The 20908-nt window shown below is 47.3% G+C and carries 18 protein-coding genes and 1 pseudogene; 11 read left to right on the forward strand and 8 right to left on the reverse strand.

Translation table 11 applies throughout. The features are described from left to right. The first annotated feature begins 259 nt into the window (after window positions 1-259). From ABIA61_RS19320 to ABIA61_RS19335, 4 genes are all read left to right on the forward strand, one after another. Complete coding sequence (locus tag ABIA61_RS19320; RefSeq protein ID WP_404581137.1) at window positions 260-1321, forward strand: EAL domain-containing protein; 1062 nt, start codon at window positions 260-262, stop codon at window positions 1319-1321. A gap of 401 nt (window positions 1322-1722) precedes the next feature. Next, on the forward strand, window positions 1723-2733 hold the full coding sequence (locus ABIA61_RS19325) for a zinc-dependent alcohol dehydrogenase family protein (RefSeq protein WP_404581138.1): 1011 nt from the start codon (window positions 1723-1725) through the stop codon (window positions 2731-2733). Between the two features lie 31 nt (window positions 2734-2764). Then, window positions 2765-3922: an SMP-30/gluconolactonase/LRE family protein gene (locus tag ABIA61_RS19330; protein ID WP_283654331.1), complete on the forward strand. Its 1158-nt coding sequence runs from the start codon at window positions 2765-2767 to the stop codon at window positions 3920-3922. A gap of 17 nt (window positions 3923-3939) precedes the next feature. Further along, entirely contained in the window at window positions 3940-4728 is a 789-nt protein-coding gene (locus ABIA61_RS19335) for an SDR family oxidoreductase (RefSeq protein WP_283654332.1), read from the forward strand. Between the two features lie 208 nt (window positions 4729-4936). Here ABIA61_RS19335 and ABIA61_RS19340 read toward each other — a convergent pair whose 3' ends face one another. Continuing rightward, complete coding sequence (locus ABIA61_RS19340; RefSeq protein WP_283654333.1) at window positions 4937-6028, reverse strand: hypothetical protein; 1092 nt, start codon at window positions 6026-6028, stop codon at window positions 4937-4939. Window positions 6029-6300: 272 nt separating this feature from the next. On the opposite strand from ABIA61_RS19340, the gene ABIA61_RS19345 reads away from it, so the two are divergent. Continuing rightward, a complete protein-coding gene (locus ABIA61_RS19345; protein ID WP_283654334.1) occupies window positions 6301-8001 on the forward strand; it encodes a glycoside hydrolase family 13 protein in 1701 nt (566 codons plus the stop codon). Window positions 8002-8117: 116 nt separating this feature from the next. Here ABIA61_RS19345 and pdaA read toward each other — a convergent pair whose 3' ends face one another. Then, window positions 8118-8915: a delta-lactam-biosynthetic de-N-acetylase gene (pdaA, locus tag ABIA61_RS19350; protein WP_283654335.1), complete on the reverse strand. Its 798-nt coding sequence runs from the start codon at window positions 8913-8915 to the stop codon at window positions 8118-8120. Between the two features lie 335 nt (window positions 8916-9250). On the opposite strand from pdaA, the gene ABIA61_RS19355 reads away from it, so the two are divergent. Beyond that, window positions 9251-10273 (forward strand): methionine ABC transporter ATP-binding protein, encoded by a 1023-nt coding sequence (locus ABIA61_RS19355; RefSeq protein ID WP_283654336.1) that lies wholly within the window; start codon window positions 9251-9253, stop codon window positions 10271-10273. Beyond that, window positions 10270-10935, forward strand: coding sequence for a methionine ABC transporter permease (locus ABIA61_RS19360; protein WP_283654337.1), 666 nt, complete (start codon window positions 10270-10272; stop codon window positions 10933-10935). The genes ABIA61_RS19355 and ABIA61_RS19360 overlap by 4 nt, the downstream gene beginning before the upstream one ends. Window positions 10936-10959: 24 nt before the next feature. Here ABIA61_RS19360 and ABIA61_RS26650 read toward each other — a convergent pair. Beyond that, window positions 10960-11037: pseudogene (locus ABIA61_RS26650) on the reverse strand (CysS/YqeB C-terminal domain-containing protein); the annotation flags it as partial. A gap of 237 nt (window positions 11038-11274) precedes the next feature. Between ABIA61_RS26650 and ABIA61_RS19365 the strand changes: the two are divergent. Further along, window positions 11275-11709 (forward strand): hypothetical protein, encoded by a 435-nt coding sequence (locus tag ABIA61_RS19365; RefSeq protein ID WP_283654338.1) that lies wholly within the window; start codon window positions 11275-11277, stop codon window positions 11707-11709. A 71-nt stretch (window positions 11710-11780) separates the two neighbouring features. Here ABIA61_RS19365 and ABIA61_RS19370 read toward each other — a convergent pair whose 3' ends face one another. From ABIA61_RS19370 to ABIA61_RS19380, 3 genes are all read right to left on the reverse strand, one after another. Continuing rightward, entirely contained in the window at window positions 11781-12884 is a 1104-nt protein-coding gene (locus tag ABIA61_RS19370; RefSeq protein WP_283654339.1) for a WG repeat-containing protein, read from the reverse strand. 92 nt (window positions 12885-12976) lie between these two features. Beyond that, window positions 12977-13366 carry a MerR family transcriptional regulator gene (locus ABIA61_RS19375; RefSeq protein WP_283654340.1) on the reverse strand — a complete coding sequence of 130 codons (390 nt, stop codon included), beginning with the start codon at window positions 13364-13366 and terminating at the stop codon, window positions 12977-12979. Between the two features lie 51 nt (window positions 13367-13417). Next, complete coding sequence (locus tag ABIA61_RS19380; protein ID WP_283654341.1) at window positions 13418-14878, reverse strand: alpha/beta hydrolase family protein; 1461 nt, start codon at window positions 14876-14878, stop codon at window positions 13418-13420. A 261-nt stretch (window positions 14879-15139) separates the two neighbouring features. On the opposite strand from ABIA61_RS19380, the gene ABIA61_RS19385 reads away from it, so the two are divergent. Beyond that, on the forward strand, window positions 15140-15292 hold the full coding sequence (locus tag ABIA61_RS19385) for a hypothetical protein (RefSeq protein ID WP_014279467.1): 153 nt from the start codon (window positions 15140-15142) through the stop codon (window positions 15290-15292). Between the two features lie 72 nt (window positions 15293-15364). Here ABIA61_RS19385 and ABIA61_RS19390 read toward each other — a convergent pair whose 3' ends face one another. Then, window positions 15365-16741, reverse strand: coding sequence for a transcriptional regulator (locus ABIA61_RS19390; RefSeq protein ID WP_283654342.1), 1377 nt, complete (start codon window positions 16739-16741; stop codon window positions 15365-15367). Between the two features lie 138 nt (window positions 16742-16879). Then, window positions 16880-18643, reverse strand: a complete 1764-nt coding sequence (locus tag ABIA61_RS19395; RefSeq protein ID WP_283654343.1) for an alpha-glycosidase — start codon at window positions 18641-18643, stop codon at window positions 16880-16882. A gap of 150 nt (window positions 18644-18793) precedes the next feature. Between ABIA61_RS19395 and ABIA61_RS19400 the strand changes: the two genes are divergently transcribed. Continuing rightward, entirely contained in the window at window positions 18794-19468 is a 675-nt protein-coding gene (locus tag ABIA61_RS19400; protein ID WP_283654344.1) for a response regulator transcription factor, read from the forward strand. Then, on the forward strand, window positions 19468-20859 hold the full coding sequence (locus ABIA61_RS19405; protein WP_404581139.1) for a sensor histidine kinase: 1392 nt from the start codon (window positions 19468-19470) through the stop codon (window positions 20857-20859). Before ABIA61_RS19400 ends, ABIA61_RS19405 begins: the two co-directional genes overlap by 1 nt. The last annotated feature ends 49 nt before the right edge of the window (window positions 20860-20908 follow it).

Here is a 20908-nt window from a genome sequence, read left to right on the forward strand (position 1 = left end):
CCATTTAAATTCAAAATGAAGCAGCAAGTCTCCGTAGCCGAGAGACTTGCTGCTTTTTAGTTTCCACGGACAACGGTACTTGAATTTATAAATGGTGCAAAAGGCTTTATTTTTTGTCGAATATACACTTAAGTCCTAGGTTGTAGCCGAAAATAACCTTATTTTTTGTAAAAACACGTAATTATATATAGTTCTTTTGTTCTAGTTATTTGTGATATAATGGTGAAAAAACCGGAAAATTGTTCCGAGGAGGACCATTATGACTTGCAGCAATTGCAGCATCATATTACCTATTAAGGACCAGGGATTGCTGAAAATCAGGCATTCCAGGGTGTCGCTTACTCAAGTGCTGGGCAACTTGGGTATGCTGTCGGAACAAATGAAACAGGAACAAGGGCGCGAGGACGGCATTGCGTTTCGCTATGACAGTCCTGCGGAGCTGGAGCAATTGATGGACAGACTTGCTTGTCTGCCGAAGGAATGGTTGTTACATATAGAGGTTGTAGTGACCGGATCGTTTCATGTCGAAGGGTATGAGGATTGGCTTCCATTCAGCCAACTACAAGCACGAATCAAGCATCCAGATGTCATGAATGTTATTGTGGATCAGAGCTTTTCCAGCCATATGCAGCCTATTATTGACCACAAGCTGGACATTATCGGGTTTGAATTTTTGTTGCGTCCGTCACATCCGCAGAGACTTTTTCAGCCCTTTCGGCTGTTTGAAATCGCTCGTGAAGCTGGATTACACGCTCATCTGGATCGGTCAGCCCGTATTTCTGCGATTGAAAAAAGTGCAACATGCCTTCCTGCGGGAATCAAACGTTTTATTAACTTTCTTCCTTCCACCATTTATAATCCGACCTACTGCTTGCATCATACCTTTGAGACGATTGACCGGTTGTGCATGAATGCGGAGGATTTTGTATTTGAAGTTGTAGAGACGGAAGAAATAAATGATCTGAATTTTTTGCATCGAATTTTTGAACAATATCGAAAAGGGGGAGTTTCCGTGGCATTGGATGACGTGGGAGCAGGGTATTCTACGACAGAGCTGATGAATCGGCTCCAGCCGGATTATGTGAAAATTGACCGGAGTTTAATTAATGGCTGCTACCGTAACAGTGACCAGCAACGACAAATTACGGGGATCGTGGAATCGGCCTTTCATTTTGGCGGTCAAGTGCTGGCTGAAGGAGTCGAGCAGATGGAAGATTTTGAGTTTTGTCGTGAAGCAGGAGTATCGCTGGCTCAGGGTTATTTGTTTGGTAAGCCGGAGCCGAATCCGCCCTCCAATTTTATGCTTAGTAGCGTAATATAGTCAGAAACAAATTTAAGTAGACGTAGTCTATAAAAAGTGGAGCTTTAAATAGGGCTGTCCCATAAGCAAATTTCAACCGTATTGGACAGTGCTTATATCACCATTAATGTAAAAAAACGCGAGTTGCAGAGGTTTTTTCACCCCTGCAACTCGCGTTTTTTGGTCTATGCTTGCCCACCTGAGCAAGTTATGGGCAAGCGAAAGCCACCCTGCCTCCAATTTTACCTGGTAAGGAACGTTAAAAAACCGGAGGCAGTTACGACATGTTTTATTTTTAAAGTAAAGATTGACGTTTTGAAGACAAATGGATACAGTGTATTGTATAGGAAACAATGTTTCTTTTATAATACATCGTATCCGTGGTGAGTAAAAAGTTAAAAATTGCAGGGAGGACAACCAAAATGAAAGCAGTGCAACTGAAAAACGGCTTTGGCTTTGAAGAATTAGCCTTGACGGAACTCGACATACCGGTGCCGGGACGGCTGGAAGTCCTGATCCGCATAAGGGCAGCGTCTCTTAATTATCGAGATTTGGTAATACTTAATGGAGTAATGCCGATCGGCATTCAATTTCCCTTCATTCCGTTATCCGATGGAGCGGGTGAAATTGTGGCTGTGGGCGAAGGGGTGACAAAATTTCAGATTGGACAAAGGGTAGCGGGAAATTTACAACAGAAATTCATTGGCGGGAGCACGAGAGCGGAGGTATTAAAGGACAGTCTGGGAGGCCCGCTCAGTGGAGTGGCGGCTGAATATATCGTTCTGCATGAAGAAGGGGTCGTCGCCATTCCGGATCACCTTTCTTGGGAGGAGGCTTCCACCTTGCCGATTGCGGCATTAACCGCATGGAGCATGCTGATGGAATCCGGCGGGCTGCGAGCGGGGGATACGGTGCTCTTGCAAGGAACAGGCGGTGTTTCCATCTTTGGACTTCAATTCTCTCTGATGGCGGGAGCACGGGTAATTATTACGTCGAGCAGCAATGACAAGCTGGAACGGGCAAAAGCTCTCGGCGCATGGCAGACAATCAACTATTCGGAAGTTCCCGAGTGGGGTAAGGTGGCTCTGGAGCTGACAGGCGGAGTCGACCATGTCCTGGATGTAGGGGGAGCGGCAACAATGGTGCAATCCATCAATGCACTTCGTACCGGAGGGACTGTGAGCATGGTCGGATTCTTATCGGGCTTGACCATTCCTGAGTTCGATGTCACCAGCATTTTGCAGAAGGCTGCGACGATTCGCGGCAGCCAAGTCGGTAACCGGGAACATTTCGAAAACATGAATCGCGCCATTTCCCGCCATCGTTTACATCCTGTCATCGACCGGGTATTCCCGCTCAGCCAAATCGGCGAAGCCTTCGCACTTTTGGCTGAAGGAAAACAGTTTTTCGGTAAAATCGTCGTTCAAATATAAATATTATTCACATCACATAGGAGGCACTCTAATGCCCAGTAAACCTGATTTGTCTGTCAAAGATTCTCAAGGAAGAAAGAATAAGAAACCGCGTAAATGGGTACGCAGAACCGGATTATCGCTGCTGGCGGTAATCCTTCTGGGAGTGGTTATTTTTATGCTCATCCCTTCCCCTGTCCAGCCTGCAAAATGGCTTGCACCTACGGCCCCCTCTTTTGAACAAGCGGGTCCATGGCAACAAAACAACAAACTCAGCTCCGCAGAGCTTGTTACAGATGCCCCTAAGTTTCCGGAATTTATCACCTTTGACAAGAAAGGAAATTTATATACGGGAGACTCCGACGGGAAAATTTATAAGGCTGCCATTGATACAAAGGGCAATCCGCAAAAGGCCCAGCTTTATGCAGATACCAAAGGAACGCCCAATGGACTTATGTTTGACGCAAGTGGAAATCTGATCGTTACGGATGTTAAGAAGGGGCTGCTATCGGTAGATCCTTCCGGAAACGTGACGGTGTTGGCCGATCAAGTCGACGGCACACCGATCTATTTGGCCAACGAGCTGGATATTGCCAAAGATGGTACCATTTATTTTTCTGACACCTCCAATTATGGCAGTGTAGTCTTCAAAGAAATCGCCGAGAACAAGCCACATGGACGTTTGCTGAAATATGATCCGGCGACCAAGCAGACGACAGTTCTGTTGGAAGGCCTTTATTTTGCGAACGGGGTTGCCTTGTCTGCGGACGAAGATTTTGTGCTTGTGGCAGAGTCGTATCACTACCAATTGACCAGATACTGGCTCAAAGGGCCAAAGAAGGGGACTTCGGATATTTTTGCGGATAATCTCGCCGGTTTTCCGGATAACATTACGCGTGATGATCAAGGCCACTTCTGGGTCGGTCTCTTCACGACACGTATTCCCTTTGTAGATCAGATGCATAAAAGCCCGTGGCTGGCTGGAATGATGGCCAAATTGCCTCAATCGCTTCTCAGCGGTGCAAGCGCACCTGTGAAGCATGGGCTTGCTGTGGAGCTTAATCCGCAGGGTAAACTCATCGGAAGCTGGCATGATCCTGAAGGCTCGGTTTATGGGGTAACCACGGTTGTAAGCCATGACGGATATTTATATATAGGCACAGCTCCTGGAGGCAGTCAGGGCGTTCATCGCGTGCTTTTAACCAAATAAGCTTGGGAGGGTTTAACATGATATTGGATGAGTTGAAATTATCCTGGAAAGCGAAGGAAAGCCTGGCCGGGAAAGTAGCTTTGGTAACAGGCGCAAGTAGCGGCATTGGGGCATCGATTGCAAAAAAACTGGCAGAGCGAGGCGCGTATGTAGCTGTATTGGCACGCCGTCAGGAGCGATTGGACGAATGGGTTCGCGACTTGCACCAAGAGGAATTGTACGAGGTCATGGCAATACCTGCCGATATCCAAAAAGCTGAAGACGTACAGCAGGCGGTCCACGCCATTCTTGAACGCTGGGGGCGGCTTGACATTATCGTTGCCAATGCCGGCTTCGGGTATCGAAGCCCACTGGCAGAAGTGGATCTGGAAAGATGGGAGGAGCTTTACAAGACGAATGTGCACGGTCTTGTCCTGACACTGAAGTACGGGCTTCAGCCAATGAGGGAACAGGCCAAGGGGGATGTTGTCATTGTCTCCTCTATTGCAGCGAAGGAAGTGGTTGCCGGAGGAGGACTATACAGCGCTACCAAGTACGGCGTTAGCGCCATAGCCTCCGCATTGCGTTTGGAGACCAGTACGCAAGGAATTCGTGTAACTGCGATCCACCCCGGGGCGGTGGCGACGGAATTTTCGCAGGTGGCCGGGTATCCCGAGCAGGAAATTCGGGCGTTTGCTTCGAGCGTTTTGCCGCTGCATCCTGATGATGTTGCAGAAGCTGCCCTTTATGCACTGGAGCAGCCGGAGCATGTCAACATTCCGGAGTTGACCATTATGCCTTCGAGGCAGGTCCAGCGGTTCAAATAGAGCGGTATTTATTCTGCTGATCCAAAAAGCGCGAGTTACAGGGGGAAAATAACCCTTGGACTCGCGCTTTTTTTACACTAATGACGAAGCGTACACTGTCCAATTAAGTTTAAAACCAGCCTTTGGGACAACTCCATTTACTATAGCGCAGACCATATCCTGTGAAAATTTTTGCCCTATGTTCGCTATCCAGTCATCGTGAGTATAGCTATAGTGTGATGACGTACAGGCCCAACGGCGTGGTTGCGCTGCCTGCAATCATAAAACTTAGAGAATAGCTGGACTTGCCGGGGGGCACGCTGATATCAGCCAATCGGCATACCTTGGTATTATCTCGTAGCAGAGGGATACCATATACATGATTATCCACACGCACAGACCCGGCGAACGCTCCCCCACGCGGATTGGCGTAGATGCGGACCGTACGTTCCTCGTGACCGTCGTTAACGATGGGAATCGTAGCGTTATATATGACACCGAATTGTCCACGATTATCAAGCGCAGGGCATAGCTCGCTGCGAGCCCCGGTAAACAGTAGATCGGCGGGAGTCTCACCATTCAATTTTTTGGTGGCACATGCTCGGTAGTTGGCGCATTGCCCAATCACGTACTCCGGCATTCGCGCGTTTGTTTCGGAAAAGGACCATGTACCGCGCGGATGCGCCTGCGGCGGCGGTACGGGTGGTAGCGGCTCCGCATGAATCCCGCGCAGGTCGGTCTGTATATCCTTGCTGACCACGGTGCGGATTACATAGTCCAACGTACCGTGGCCTTCGGCATATTCCACAGTGAGATCATAGGTGAATCCGGCCAGCGATCCTTCAGGCAGCTCGAATTCTTCCAGCAGCGCTGTACCTTTGCCGAATTTATGACGGTCTACCGGCTTCAAGCGCTTCATCGTACCCGCCAAACAGCTTTTGGCAATATTCTGCCCGACATCCATAATCCAGTTACCATCCTCAGGCGCAATCTCTAAAGCCCGCTCGATATGACGTACCTCCAGCGCAGCATCGCTTTTATTCTCTACAGTGATGCCCAGTTTGACGGGGGCGTCGATTTTGTTGTAATGCCAGCCGAAAATGCGATGCTTGACCGTCCGGGTTGTCGTGCGCACCACGTCATGCCACAGGGTAGCTTGCCGGGCAGGTACAGTCACGGGGGTGAGCGTCTCCGGGTTATCGCTAAGCATCAGGCGGCGCTTTCCCCCTTCGGTGGCTGATTCCACATCCACATTGATATTTGGCGGGATCACAGCCGACTCCACAATCAGATCCTTTGGCTCTTTGGGACGATGGTTCATGTGAGTTCCTCCTTTGATTTAGAGAATGGGACCTCTTCTGGCTTATGGATATGGGCGGTTCATATATATAGGTAACGCCAGAGTAACTTTTACAACCTGTTTTTTTAAAAAAATTTCAAAAAAATTCGAATGCCTCATCATGGCTCTGCGATTGCGTCGAAGCAAGCTTCAAACTTCCTTTTCCGCGTCACACCAACGATTCGTCCGCAGGTATTGCGTGTATGTTAAGAGCATATGCTATTGGATGTACAGGGAAACCACAGGAGGAAATCATGCCTAAAAAGATATGGTGGAAGGAAGCCGTTGTGTATCAGATTTATCCGATTAGCTTTCAGGATTCGGATGGAGACGGAAAAGGAGATTTACAGGGGATTCTGTCCAGGCTGGACTATCTGAGTGAGCTGGGCATTGATGTCATCTGGATTTGTCCGGTGTACAAATCGCCCAATCATGATAACGGCTACGATATTAGCGATTATTATGCCATTATGGATGAATTCGGAACGATGGAGGATTTTGATAAACTCCTTTACAAGGCGCATGAACGAGGCATCAAGATTATGATGGATCTGGTATTAAACCATACTTCGGATGAGCATCCATGGTTTACAGAATCACGCTCGTCCAAGGATAATCCGAAACGAGACTACTACATATGGCGAACAGGCAAAAATGGCGGATATCCGAACAATTGGGAATCGTATTTTTCCGGTTCTGTGTGGAAATATGACAAGCTTACAGACGAATATTACATGCATCTGTATTCCGAGCATCAGCCGGACCTCAACTGGAACAATGAAGAAATGGTCGCTGAACTGTACCGCATGGTGGAATGGTGGCTGAAAAAGGGAGTCGATGGCTTCCGATTTGATGCCATTGCCCATATTGTCAAAACCGAAGGGCTGCCGGACGCCAATAATCCCGAGAAACGGACATTGGTACGGGCCTATCAGCTTTTTTCCAATTTGGAACAGGTGCATGTGCTTCTTCGCATGCTGAATGAAAGGGTGCTGGAGCGGTATCCCTTAATGACCGTCGGTGAGACATCAGGCTTAGGCCCTGAACAGGCGCTCGATTATGTGGGGGATCAGCGACATGAACTGAATATGGTTTTCCAGTTTGAACACATGTTTATAGATGCCGAGGGACAGGGAACAGAAAAATGGAAACCCAAACCGTGGACACTGGTAGAGCTTAAAAAAATGATGAGTAGCTGGCAGACGGTGCTTCATCAGGAAGGCTGGAATGCGAATTATCTGAACAACCATGATCAGCCGCGTGCCCTTTCGCGATTCGGAAATGATGGACAGTACCGTGTGGAGTCGGGCAAAATGCTGGCAACCTTCACGCATATGCTCGAAGGTACGCCGTACATTTATCAGGGCGAGGAAATCGGCATGACGAATATCGCTTACTCGTCGATTGATGATTACCGGGACGTGGAGACGTTGAATTATTATGAACAGCAACGGAAGCTTGGCCAACCGGAAGAGCAGATTATGGCGGCAATTTGGAGAAAAAGCCGGGATAATGCGCGGACGCCCATGCAGTGGAATGGAGGCCATGCGGCCGGGTTTACCGATGGAGAGCCGTGGATGAAAATCAATAATAACTACACGCACATCCACGCCGAGGCGGAAAGACATAACCCGGATTCGATTTTTCACTATTATCGTAAGCTGATTGCCCTACGTAAACAACATGAGGTGATCGTTTATGGTGAATATAAGCTGCTGCTGCCGCTGGATACCGAGTTGTATGTGTTTACCCGCACGTTGGGGAAGGAGCATCTGCTAGTCATTTTGAATTTCTTTGATCATGACCCGATGTTCCACTGGCCTGAGGAGGAGGGCTATCCTGCCGTCAAAGCGGAGCTGCTTCTGTCCAACTACGAACCATCGCAAGGGGAGAATCTGCATGCTTTGAAGCTGCGCCCTTATGAAGCAAGGGTGTATAAGCTAACCTTAAAATAAGTATATGGTCCCTTACCTTCCTTAATTGTAAAGCAAAAAGCCCGATTGACACTGTCTGCTGTACACAGTGTGGATCGGGCTGATTATATTTAGCCATTCATCCAATTCAGCTATTTTTATTGGTAATGCTTAACCTTAAGGTCGTCCAGGCTTTTAAACTCATATCCTTGCTTGCGGGCTTCGTCAATAATCGAAGCCAGCGCCTCGGTATTGTCCTTGGATACGGAATGGAGCAGAATGACTGCTCCAGGGTGGAGCTGACGTATAACTTGTTGGTAGGCATAGTCTGCTCCCTGCTGGATATTTGTGTCCCAGTCCTTGTAAGCCACAGACCAAAATACGCTCGTATATCCGGCTTCTCGGCAGGAGGCCAATGCCTTTTCGCTAAAAATGCCGCGAGGCGGGCGGACGTATTTCATTTCCTTTTGTCCGGTGAGCTCTGCCGATGCATTTCGTACCCGATCCAGCTCAGACCGGATCTCTGTCGAAGAAATGGTACTCATATCAGGATGACTCCATGAATGGTTGCCAATAATATGGCCCTCACTCGCCATGCGGCGCATCAAAGCTGGTTGATCCTTCACAAAATGTCCGGTTACAAAGAAGGCGGCCGGAACCTTTTTGGCCTTTAATACATCCAGCACCTTGGGCGTATATCCATTCTCATAGCCGTTGTCGAACGTGAGAAATATTTCTTTTTTGGTAGTATCTCCGAGAAAGATGCCCCCCTGTTTTTCAATCAGGTGCATAAAGCCCTCCTGTGCGATAGAAGGCAGCTCGCCCCCCTTGCTTTTTTTGAATCCAAAATGATAAGGCTGTTCGTCAACAGTTTGAGCAGCTAGCGCGGATTCACCCGAAACAGCTAACATCCCCATAACCGCAACGCATAGCCACAAGGCAAATATTCGTTTCATTTAACTTCCTCCGCTTCCGTCCCATTTGGGCAAGGTGTGTATGCTTCGGCATATTCCATAGCGTCTGCAATACCACGCCTGTTTATGCAAAAAATGCTCTCAACCTTAGGACGAATATGGGTTTTGACAATCCCTGTAGTTAGATGACGATGCCCTCAGGGCTAAAGTTTAATCGTTGGACCTCAAAAAACACATATTGACATGAATATTAAATCGAAGTAGTATACTTTATAAAACTTACTAGAATACTCGGATTTAGTGGATTAACGATAAAGGGATGCAAACAGCTCAATGACATCTTACATTCTTAGAGGGATCGGAAGGAGCTAGAAGTAATGATTGAACTAAAAAATGTATCCAAAACCTATGTGAGAAAAGGCTTAAGCATTGAAGCGCTAAAAAATATAAATATCAAAGTGGATAAAGGTGATATCTTCGGTTTTATCGGATTCAGCGGCGCAGGTAAAAGTACGCTGATCCGGTTGGTTAACCGTCTTGAGAAGGTCACCAGCGGGGAGGTTCTTGTCGAAGGAGAGCAGTTGAATACCTATTCGACATCAGGGCTTCGGAAGGTAAGAAAGAAGATCGGAATGATTTTTCAGCATTTCAATCTGCTGGAGTCGAAAACGGTGTTCGACAACATTGCGATTCCGTTGGTGCTGCTCAAGCGCAACAAACGGGAGATTGAGCAACGGGTAAAAGAGTTGCTGGAATTCACAGGCTTGTCTGACAAGGCGAACAGCTATCCGAGTGAGCTTTCTGGTGGTCAGAAGCAGCGTGTCGGTATTGCCCGGGCGCTGGCGAGCAACCCGTCTATCCTGCTCTGTGATGAGGCGACTTCGGCGCTTGATCCGCAGACCACGCAGTCGATTCTGGATTTGCTTCGCAAAATCAACAAGGAATACAAGATCACCATTCTGATCATTACGCATGAGATGTCAGTCATTCAGCGGATTTGCAACAAGGTAGCTGTGATGGAAAAAGGTGAAATCATCGAGCAGGGCAATGTGCTGGAGGTATTCGGACAGCCGCAGCACCAGACGACGCAAAGCTTTGTGCGCACGGTTATTCATGATAAGGTGCCGGATAGTGTGCTGCAAACGTTCGAGCAGCAAGAAGCACAGCGGATTTACAAGCTGGAATTTATCGGACAGTCTGCTTCCGAGCCAGTGGTTCATGAATTGATTCGGCAGCATGAGGTCTATGTGAACATTTTGTTTGCCAATATGACGGAAATACAAGAGACGACCATTGGCTATATGACAATCCAACTTCGCGGCGAGGAGCATGCCGTCCAGCAGGCTGTTGATTTTATCAAGAGCAAAGGGGTCAACATTCAGGAGGTGAAGGCCATATGATGATTACAGGAACCTCTATAACCTGGGATCAACTGTGGGAGGCTTTGTATCAATCCTTGCTCATGGTCAGCATCTCGTTATTCATTGGCGCATTGATCGGTATACCTATCGGTATTTTGCTGGTCATTACCCGTTCGGGCGGAATTTTGGAGAGCAAATGGTTTTACGGTATTTTTAATCCGATTATTAATATTGTTCGTTCCTTGCCGTTTATCATATTGCTGGTAGCGATCATTCCGTTGACGCGTCTGATTGTAAATACATCCATTGGGACGAGCGCGGCGATTGTTCCGTTGATTTTCTATATTGCGCCATATATCGGCAGACTGGTCGAAAATTCGCTGCTGGAGGTGAATCCGGGCATATTGGAGGCAGCCGATGCGATGGGAGCGACCCCTTTTCAGGTTATTCGTTACTTCTTGCTCCCCGAAGCGTTCAGTTCTCTCATTCTGTCGTTAACGACAGCCGCAATCGGCTTGATTGGAGCCACTGCCATGGCAGGCGCAGTCGGTGGCGGCGGGATTGGCGACCTGGCGATATCGTACGGCTATCAGCGATTCGATACGGTCGTTACGCTCATTACCGTCGTGATTCTTGTTGTATTTGTACAAGTTGTTCAGTCCTTGGGTAACCTACTGTCCCGTAAAGTACGCAGGGGTTGATTTTTATAAGGATTATATGAACTTTTAGTTCTGAGCCCGCCAATATTGGCGGGTTTTTTCGTCGCGGACGACAAAGCCCGGCTTGGCGATTTCATAGTGTAAATCATGAGCAACTTCGGCGGGAAGGTCAGCACTGCTCCGAAGCTTCGTCCTCTGGGGTTCGAAACGTGGATAGAAGCAAAGATCGTTCTTATATTTTGACTTGCGGTTGTTAGGGAAGGTCTGTAGTTACTTATATTAGTGGGGGGAAATGATGCTGACATCCAATGAATGTGGAGCCATTCCGATGTACAGCGACTCCATCGCATCTCTTCAATACCATTTTAGGGGGAAACAAATATGGAAAGAACCGCCAAAACCTATGCAGCAGCAATTGACTCTTTAAATGTTGAATCCAATTATTTACCTAAGGGGGGTGTTACTCATTGTAACGAATTTGCACAAGATGTAATGAAGAAGATGTCGGCCGCCCTGCCTGGTGGTATAGCTAATGAAATGGCAGATGCATTGAGTAATAAAAAAGCTCCCGGTTGGTACGCTGTCACATTCAGCGACGCTCAAAAAAGGGCCAACCTCGGTTATCCAACAATCGGTATCAAAAAAGAGACAGGTCATGGTCACGTGGTGGTGGTCAGACCTAAAGGCTCATCCATTACAGTATTGAAAGAAGTACAGGTTGCACAGGCAGGCACTTCTAATTTTAACAGTAAAACGATCAATTGGTCGTGGAAGGCGGCAGACCTGCCAGGAGTGAAATTTTATACGCACGATTAATTAGGCTGAAAGCGGCAGTAAACAACCCAAAGGCGCGGCTTTATGCTTTCCGCACCTTTGGGTTATAAGATTTACTTTGAAGGTAAGTGCTTGGTAAGGAGAAATGCAATACCCTGTTCTTTCGATGCCACGGCGTAGCCATCTGCAAAAGAGGAGGATATATTCAAATATTGAAGTTTGGTCAGCAGCTTGCCTTGGCGGTCAATGTAGCCGAACTTACCGTCAGAATTCGTTCCAACACCCACGAGGGCAATGCCTTCCTTGAAAGACTCGGCTCGGGTATATTTCTGATAACCAATGACCAATTTTCCTTTGGGATCAATGAAACCGACTTTGCCGTTTTGATTATAAACAGCGGCTAAACCTTCGCTAAAATAACTCGCATCCGTATACCGAAAAGGAATAACGTTCTTTCCCTGCTTATTGATAAAACCCCACTGACCTTTGGTGTTTTGCACGGCAGCCAGCCCTTCGGAGAAATCGCCCCCTGATTTATATTGCAGAGGAATAACAACTTTCCCTGTCGTATCAATGTACCCATACATTCCTTTACTGCTTTTAACCAGAGCCAGCCCTTCGTAAAATCCACGGGAAGTGGCATAGTGATAAGGAATAGCTAATTGTCCTTTTTTATTGATAAACCCGATTTTATCGCCTTTTGGATTGTATACCAGAGCCAAGCCATATGTGAAATGATAATCTGAGCTATATTTTTGCGTCAAACGGGTAACGTTCTTTCCTGTTCGGTCGATGAGGAAATCTCTTTTGGTATCTGCTGTTATTACGTGGGCCAAGCCTTCGGAGAAATTCCCTGCATCTGTATATTGGCAAGGAATAGCCAGTTGTCCTTTCGTGTTAATGAAGCCGTACAGATTCGTTTTATTGTTTTTAACCAGCGCACGTTGCTCGTTAAAATCGCTGACAGGTGAAATATAGTCGGGAAGGGTAAAGGCCTCTTTCCCTTTCGCGTTATAGTACACAAGCGAGCCGTTGGATTGTTCCGCAAATAGCAAGCCATCATGAAAGTTCCCGTCACTTTCAGGTATAACCATATTATAATCGAGAGGTGTTTGAGAAACTTCAAGAGTTGGCGTGTTGCTAGATGCGAAGCCTGTGCTCGTCATTGTGAATGCAGTACATAACAGTAGTAAAGCTAATGCTAACTTTTTTTTCATTTCAATGCTCCTTTATGGGTTTCATTTTATAGAAAATAATTCCATGGATATAGACGAACAATTTGTAAATAAGTTTCTTTATACTGTGTTTTTTATTCAGGGATATGAAATGATTTCAAATAGTTTTGGATATCGGTCTGAGGGGCTTTAAGCAAGCCCAGCAGTAACGATTGCAGGGTGTGCAGCGTGTCTATGTGGGCTTCAATCTCAACAATCTTTTTTTGAACAATTTCCCTCAATGTGTCTTCGTCCATCTCCTGACTGAGCAGTTGGAGCGTTTCTTGTATTTCCCTAAGTGAATACCCTAATGATTTGGCATCTTTAATAAACTTGATCTTTACCAGATAGTCATCCGTATATATGCGGTATCCATTCGCAGCCCGCTTGGGAGCAGGCAAAACACCACTATTCTCGTAATAACGAATGGTTGCCATGCTCAATCCGGTACGCTGTGACAGCTCGCCCCGTGTCATTCCCTCCATGCCTGAACCTCCGATTTTCTAGTAAAATCGCTACTTTTATATCAGAAACAGCTATGATCTCTTTTTCGTATACGTTGGATCGAACGACACCTCGGGATATTCAGGCGAAGCGCCTTTTAATAGCGGCTGCTGTTCACCTTTAAGATATTGGTCGAAAAAGGCTCGTACATACGATCTCGTAATATCAATATTATGCACAGGGTCTATATTTTTAGCAAAAAGAGAGGGTGAAATCAGGGCCAGATCCGTAAAGCTCTGATGGAAGAGCTTATCAACCGTCAAATAATAGGTATCATTTTGACTTTTGGTCATGACAGACTTTAGATCGGGGGCAAATTCCGTATAAAAGACTTTATCTTTTTTCGTAACCGACGGTTTTAAGCTCTCGGCCGTGGTTCCTGTCATCATATACATGAAGGGCTGCTGCAATCCGGTATGGGCGACGGTTCCCCAGAATCCACCCTCCAGGCTGACACCCGCTTTAAAACGCTGGTCCTGCGCCAAGGTTTCAGCTGTTGTCGCCCCGCCGTAGGAGTGTCCGAATATGCCCACATGCTCCAGATCCAGCTTGCCTTCGAGCAATCCGTTAGGATCTTGTGTATTCCATGTCGTAAGCGTGTCCAGCACGAATCGGGAATCGGCTGCGCGAATGCTGACACCCTTTACGTTATTTTCATATAGCTCAGCCGATGTCGGGAATTCGGGCTCCGGCGTGTAGGGAATGACCCGACCATCAGGGAAGGAAACTTTAGCTGAAGAGTAGGGATGATCCATGCCCACTACAATATAGCCATGACTCACGAGTTCCTCCACAGCCGTCATGCTCTGGAAACGGGTAGAACGGACGCCGGGTGAGAACAGCAGCACCGGATATTTTGCCTCAGCGTTTGATATCTCCGCACCTTGGACGACATGCGTAGGAATCGTTGTGAGGTAACTGAATAGCTGCTTCGGTATTCCGAATACAAGGCTGATGGCTTCTCCCAGCTCAGCAGGGTAGGGCTCTTTGGGTTTTTGTTTTGCAACATCGGGGTCGACAGGGTACCAGACATTGACCATCAATTCCCGCTTGTCGCCAGGTACTGCACTGAGGGTTTCGTCACGGCTTTGATCGGTCAAATGCTGCGAAATGGTGCCAATAGCATATTTCCCCGTCGGTTCAGGGAGCGAGAAGGCAGGCAATACATGCGTCAAGTACATAGATCCGGCTGTTAAAGCCATAACGACCATAGTTAGCAGCCCCTTTTTCATATATATATTTTTTCGAGTTTGGAGACGTTCTTTAGCTTGGGGCTTGATGATTCTAAGGATAAATCCGAGGATCAGTATCCATGCAACAAGATAGGTCGGAAGCATTTGCAAGCGAAAATGATCCATATTTCCATGCAGCAGTACGACCAATACGAGGGAAGATAATACGGCTGTATCCAGCCGCCTTTCTCTTTTTCTAAACACAATAACGCCTGCGGCGGCCAAGCTGACCAGCAGCACAGCGATCTCAAGTGTCCTCATGATGTAATACCTCCATCCTTTAGATCAAGCATAAACGTTGAAGTATACTACAAGGTCAAGCACCAGGTATTTTCCAACCCTCAGCCTCTTTTCTACTATGATCTACTATTCGCCGATACAACTTCTCCTACTCTAGCATATTCATATAACATATCTCTTCGCAGTTGAGATCGACTCAAGGATGGTTTATATCCGTCTGAACAGGGGACTCGCAAATGAGAGATTTAAAGGAAAATCACGTATTTTAAGGAGGTAATTGCTTTGGGAAGAAAGAGACGAAGCGGCTTTAAAAATAAGAAAATTTCGGTAGACGTCAGACAATCTTCTTCAGCTCAGTCTGGACAAGGTGGCAACCCCATTTCTATCAATGCTTCTGATGTCGGGGTAGTAAGAACAGATATTCAAAATAAATAATCTGTTAAAAAAGTTATGTAGCCAACGCGTGCCGATACTCAATCGACGCGCGTTGTTTGAGTTTAGCCTGAGTTAGTCATCATCGTTCAAATACATTCCGTCCATTAATCTCTTATATTCTGCATCAGTTTCACGGGACGCAAATAATCGGGAATGCTCATAAAGCCCAATATATTTAATGATACAGGATTTATTATTGACCTCAAAGGCTTTTTCCATACCGTCGATTAGATACCGAAAACCAACGTCAAATGCCCCTCTGCTTAAATAATAGTGTGACAACTCATACAGAAAAAGAATATATAAATCTGGCGTGATCTTGTGCGTATACGTAACAATAGCTTTTTCCCGCGCAATAAAGGCTGCAATGTCTGTGTCGAACTTTTTAAGAAAATAGTCTACCTTGATATTCTGTTGATTGGCGGCTCTGACGATTTTAAACAATCCCGGCATCAGCTCCGTTTGTGAAGCTTCAATGCATTTAACATAATCCAAAATAGCGCTTACATCTCCGGTTAGCATTTTATATAAAAATAGACTGGACCGTGCCCATCCTTTACATTTGTTCAGCCAGTATTGAGTTTCCTCATCCGTCTCCTTCACCCAGCTTAGATCAGCATACGCATACGTATATTGTAGTGCTTGCTTGTAGTTTCCCTGGGCCTCACAAATGTTCGCACGAAGATAGTTAGAATAGGCCATATAAAAGAACATTGGTCTTTGTGGCTTTTTGAGTGGTTCCTGATTAACTTTATTGGGCTGGTGCATAAGAAGGTATTGAATATTAGCCTCATCGTCCATATCCTGAGCCAGGTCCTTGGATAAATCCCAAAATTTTCCTTGTATATATGCATTCGCCAGTTCTCTTAATGCGTCGAGTCGGTCGATGTCGTCAAGCTGATCCAAAAGGGTAAAAACCCGGTTAGCAGCCTCCACGTTTTGTTCTTTATCAGGCCCCAGGCCAAGAATAAACAAGCGATACTGGCACAAAGCCAGTCTTTCTGAACGTCGGCCCCCCTCCCTTTTGACGATATTTTTATAAAGAAGGGCTGCGGCGGCATGTTTGTCATGTTTGAAAAAATCCTCAGCTACTTCGAACAACAGAGGAGCGTAAGTCGCATTATTCAACCCTAAATAGCTGATTTGCTGAATGCAATCCAGCTTGTTCAGTTCTTCACATCGGTATAAAAAAGGTTTAATATTGCGCCAATCATGGGCAGCTTGGACCAAATATTCCTCGATGTAATGCCCATAAAAGTGGCCTGGATTCAGTCGCATACCATATGTAACCCGATCCAGTTGCTCTACCGAGAATAGCATTTTTTTGCCCAGAATAGCATGGACTGTTTCCGTTTCTACATCCGCCATTTCACAAAATTGCGTAATGCTTAGGTCTTCTCGTGCCATGAATTGCTCCAGCTCTGTGCGTATCGTGGTTGTATGTTCCAAATAAACCACCCCTTTCACAATCCGGATGCTAAATCAGCGATTATCTGAATATATTATATCACCGTTTTGGGAATGTTTGTATGTAGATAGGAGTAGCCTCAAGGGATGAGACTACTCCGTTTATTAAAAGGAGAGCGTCTATTCCATCCGCGTCGCAGGCATTGTCTTCAGCACGGCGTAGCCATAGGCTGGAAGCTCAGCGCGTAAGCCCTTCGCTCCTGCGGACCACTGGCTTTCGCCAAAAGCCAATTCCCATTCCTGCTCGGGAATGTCCAGCTCAAACACATGGCTCTTACCGGAACGGTTAAACAGCACGAGCAGCATCTCTTCCTCGCTGCGGCGCTCATAGGCGAGGGATGCGCCTTCCGGCTCTGCCTCCAGGAAAGTGAGGCTTCCCACAGCACGCAGTGCCGGGTGCTCCTTACGCAGCGCAATCAGCTCGCGGTAAAAGTCGAACAGCTCGCGGTCCTGCTTGTCAGGGTCCCACTCCATGCACTTGCGGCAGCCTGGATCGGCATCTCCATCCAGACCGATTTCATCACCGTAATAGATGCAGGGCGCGCCCATGTACGTGAATTGGAACAGAGCGGCCAGCCGCATCAGCCGCTTGTCATCGCCACACAGCGTCAGGAGGCGTGGCGTGTCGTGGCTATCCAGCAGATTGAAGGCCACTTCAGAGGCCTGCTGCGGATAGCGGGCCAGCTGCCGTCCGATGGCAAAGGCGAAGCTTTGGGCATCGGACTCTTTTTTGACGAAAAAATCATTCACCGCATAAGTGAACGGATAATTCATCGTCGCATCGAACTGGTCACCCTGTAGCCATTCAGACGATTCATTCCACATTTCACCCAGAATGTACGCATCCGGGTTGGCCTGCTTGACCGTAGTGCGGAACTCTCGCCAAAAGGCGTGATCCACCTCGTCTGCCACATCCAGCCGCCACCCGTCGATGCCAATCTCATCGATCCAATATTTTGCCACCTTCAGCAGGTACTTCTTCACCTCAGGATGCTCAGTGTTCAGCTTGGGCATCATCGGCTCCAGCCCGAAGGTATCGTAGGTCGGTGTATCATCCACCACTTCCAGCGGGAAGCTATGTACGTGGAACCAGTCCTTGTAAGGGGAGGCTTCGCCTTTTTCCAGTACGTCCACGAACGGCTTAAAGGTACGTCCCGAATGATTGAACACTGCATCGAACAGTACCCGGATTCCCCGGTCGTGGCAGGTGTCTACCAGTTTTTTTAACGTCTCCTTGTCCCCAAAATGCGGGTCCACCTCCATATAATCCTCGGTATCGTATTTATGGTTGGTCGTCGCCTTGAAGACAGGCGTTATATACAGGGCGCTAATCCCCAGCTCGTTCAGGTGGTCCAGATGATCTAGGATCCCCTGTAGATCGCCACCAAAAAAATTGTCGGTCCGCGGCGTGTCCCCCCATGTCTCGGCACCTTCCGGGCTTATAGAGGGGTCACCGTTCGCAAAGCGTTCCGGGAAAATCTGATAAAAAACCGCATCCTTCACCCATGCAGGTGGTTTGAGAATATCAATTGGATTCAAAAACGGGTATTGGAACAGGCCGTCTGCATTTTGAGGTTCTTGGGTGGTAAAGTCGTTCTCGTTCATCCATAATTGTTCTTCTTCGTCTTCCAGAAAAAATCCATATTTCAGTCGGCGGTGAGTGGGCTTTACGGTACATTGGTAGTAATCAAATCTGCCGTCGGTGGCGAATTTGGACATCGGAATGAGCTGTCGGGTACGATCCCAGTCGTATTTGTCCCCGGTGAGAGCGTGCACAGCGGTCAGGTCATTTTTCTTCACACGAAGCCGTAAAAATAGGGTTGCATCATCATAACCAAAAGCCCAATTGCGCTTCGGATGGTGGTATATCGCTTCCAGCAGCATATGGCATTCCTCCTTTTTGCGAGCCGTAGAATTTGAAATCATATAGCATATGTCGTATAAGGTAGTTATTAACCTTTTTACGCGGGTTATGTATCATAAATGCTATAATGCCCATTACATAAAAGAAAAACGATAAGTAGGTGTGTGTCAATGAAAACAAATGTGTTATATATCGAGGACGATCAGGATATCGGCGCTTGGATGCATCAGTATTTGGAAGAGCGGAATTACGCTGTGGTGTGGCTGCGCAGCGGGGATGGAGCTGTGGAAGCATCCCATACATGCCAGCTTGTGATTCTGGATGTGATGCTACCTGGTCTGGATGGATTTACGATTGGAAAACGGCTCAAGAAGGAGCGGCCGGAGCTTCCGATTCTTATGCTGTCAGCCCGAACCTCCATTGACGATAAGCTGCAAGGGCTGGATTTTGCCGACGATTATGTGACGAAGCCCTTTCATCCGGACGAGCTGATTGCACGTATGGAGGTTTTGCTGCGTCGTTCAGGTACGGTGCCCGAGGAATCCTTGCAGTTGGGACATCTGACAGTGTACCCTCCCGATAACCGTATTATGAACCGTGATACCGGGGAAGAAATTACGCTGACAGGCAAGCAATATCATATTTTTGCTTATTTGCTGCGCCATTTGGGCCAGATTATGACGAAGGAGCAAATGTATGAAGCCGTGTGGGGCGATCCATATATCGACGGGGACAAAACCCTAATGGTCCACATCCGGCATCTGCGTGAAAAGCTGGAGGTTGATCCCGCTACTCCCCGCATCATTGAGACGATCCGTGGTGTAGGCTATCGGGTGAAGGCATAATGAACGGACTGCGAAAGGGAACACGTTTCCGAAATTCGCTGTTGTTCCGTTATCTGATCATTATTGTGGTTGCCATGATGCTGTTGCCGATCATGTTGCCTACTATGATAATTGTAAGTAGTGTCTTGTCTGGTTGGGTTACGGATATGAAGCCTGCAAATCCACATTATCCCTCCAGTTCCCGGACCGAAGATAGCTGGCATCGTGAAGCCGTAGCCTTAAAAGAAGCCACACCGGAGCAAATTTCAATCCATTTACGCAAAATACAGGGAGATACTTTTCCCGATTCACAGATATTTTGGGTGGATGCAGCGGGGAAAACAAGGCTGGAGCTCCCCGCACAACTTGACGTTCCAAAGCAATGGGATGCGACGCAGGCTGTTGTATTTATGAAGCAAGCCATGAATTCAGACTTATTTACTGTAGTTTCATTTATTGGCGGTGGTCAGAAGAACGCCAATCAGGGCTATATGGTATTAAAAATTCCTCGCTCGTTCTTTGATCAGCAGCGTACGGACAATAGCATGATGCTGTACTACCTCTTTTTTATTTTACTGATACTTGCAGCTTTTATATTCGTATCTCTCCTGTTTTTTGGAGGCATTCGGCGCAGACTGGTGCGGCTTCAGGTAGCTATGTCACAACGGGGAGAGGATGGGTTGCCCATTCTTGTCAGCACTGGACGGCCGGATGAAATCGGCAAGCTGGAGGAAGCGTTCAATCAGATGGTCGAGCAACTGGCCGAGAGCCGGGGACGTGAGCGCCAAGAGGAAGAACTGCGAAAAAGGCTGGTCGCTGATCTGTCACACGATATTCGGACGCCGCTTACGGTCGTGCGTAGCCACCTGTACACATTGGAAGACGAAAACCTGAGTGGCAGGGGAAAACAGTCTATTTCATTGATGGAAAACAAGCTAAAAGACCTCGGAAGTCTGATCGACAACCTGCTCGCCTATAATCTTCTCTCCAGCGGCAAATACACGTTGAATAACGAATCGCGTGATATCCTGCGGCTGGTGCGGGAGTGTGCGGCCAGCTGGTATCCGGTTTGGGAAAAGGAAGGCTTTGAGATGGATATCGATTTGCCTGAGCATAGTATCGTGTGGAAGGTGGATGAGCAGGGCTTCCGTCGTTTGCTGGACAACCTCTTTCAAAATGTAGTTCGCCACGCCGCCTCAGGCCGATATATCGGTATCCATATAGAGGAACATAACGGGAAAGAGGCATTAGTCATTACGGATAAAGGACCGGGAATGGGGCAGCGATCCAGTGGACAAGGAGCCGGGATTGGCTTGGCGATTACTGAATTGCTGGCCCGTGAAATGAATCTGGAGAGGGACATTGTCAGTTCATCCGCCGGGACACAAATCCGTTTTTTAAACAAAACTTAAACTAAGAGTTCCCTTGGTCTTAAACTTGGCACGTTACGATAGGTGTCGA

This window comes from Paenibacillus sp. RC21 (genome assembly GCF_044907935.1).
Classification (GTDB): domain Bacteria; phylum Bacillota; class Bacilli; order Paenibacillales; family Paenibacillaceae; genus Paenibacillus; species Paenibacillus terrae_A.

Bases quoted from the DNA above. Each gene is read 5' to 3' on its own strand.
- pdaA (WP_283654335.1), bottom strand. From the start codon at position 8,915: ATGAAACGAATATTTGCCTTGTGGCTATGCGTTGCGGTTATGGGGATG.
- ABIA61_RS19340 (WP_283654333.1), bottom strand. From the start codon at position 6,028: ATGAACCATCGTCCCAAAGAGCCAAAGGATCTGATTGTGGAGTCGGCT.
- ABIA61_RS19375 (WP_283654340.1), bottom strand. From the start codon at position 13,366: ATGGAGGGAATGACACGGGGCGAGCTGTCACAGCGTACCGGATTGAGC.
- ABIA61_RS19325 (WP_404581138.1), top strand. From the start codon at position 1,723: ATGAAAGCAGTGCAACTGAAAAACGGCTTTGGCTTTGAAGAATTAGCC.
- ABIA61_RS19395 (WP_283654343.1), bottom strand. From the start codon at position 18,643: ATGCTGCTGGAAGCGATATACCACCATCCGAAGCGCAATTGGGCTTTT.
- ABIA61_RS19345 (WP_283654334.1), top strand. From the start codon at position 6,301: ATGCCTAAAAAGATATGGTGGAAGGAAGCCGTTGTGTATCAGATTTAT.
- ABIA61_RS19365 (WP_283654338.1), top strand. From the start codon at position 11,275: ATGGAAAGAACCGCCAAAACCTATGCAGCAGCAATTGACTCTTTAAAT.
- ABIA61_RS19355 (WP_283654336.1), top strand. From the start codon at position 9,251: ATGATTGAACTAAAAAATGTATCCAAAACCTATGTGAGAAAAGGCTTA.
- ABIA61_RS19320 (WP_404581137.1), top strand. From the start codon at position 260: ATGACTTGCAGCAATTGCAGCATCATATTACCTATTAAGGACCAGGGA.
- ABIA61_RS19370 (WP_283654339.1), bottom strand. From the start codon at position 12,884: ATGAAAAAAAAGTTAGCATTAGCTTTACTACTGTTATGTACTGCATTC.
- ABIA61_RS19380 (WP_283654341.1), bottom strand. From the start codon at position 14,878: ATGAGGACACTTGAGATCGCTGTGCTGCTGGTCAGCTTGGCCGCCGCA.
- ABIA61_RS19400 (WP_283654344.1), top strand. From the start codon at position 18,794: ATGAAAACAAATGTGTTATATATCGAGGACGATCAGGATATCGGCGCT.
- ABIA61_RS19360 (WP_283654337.1), top strand. From the start codon at position 10,270: ATGATGATTACAGGAACCTCTATAACCTGGGATCAACTGTGGGAGGCT.
- ABIA61_RS19405 (WP_404581139.1), top strand. From the start codon at position 19,468: ATGAACGGACTGCGAAAGGGAACACGTTTCCGAAATTCGCTGTTGTTC.
- ABIA61_RS19335 (WP_283654332.1), top strand. From the start codon at position 3,940: ATGATATTGGATGAGTTGAAATTATCCTGGAAAGCGAAGGAAAGCCTG.
- ABIA61_RS19330 (WP_283654331.1), top strand. From the start codon at position 2,765: ATGCCCAGTAAACCTGATTTGTCTGTCAAAGATTCTCAAGGAAGAAAG.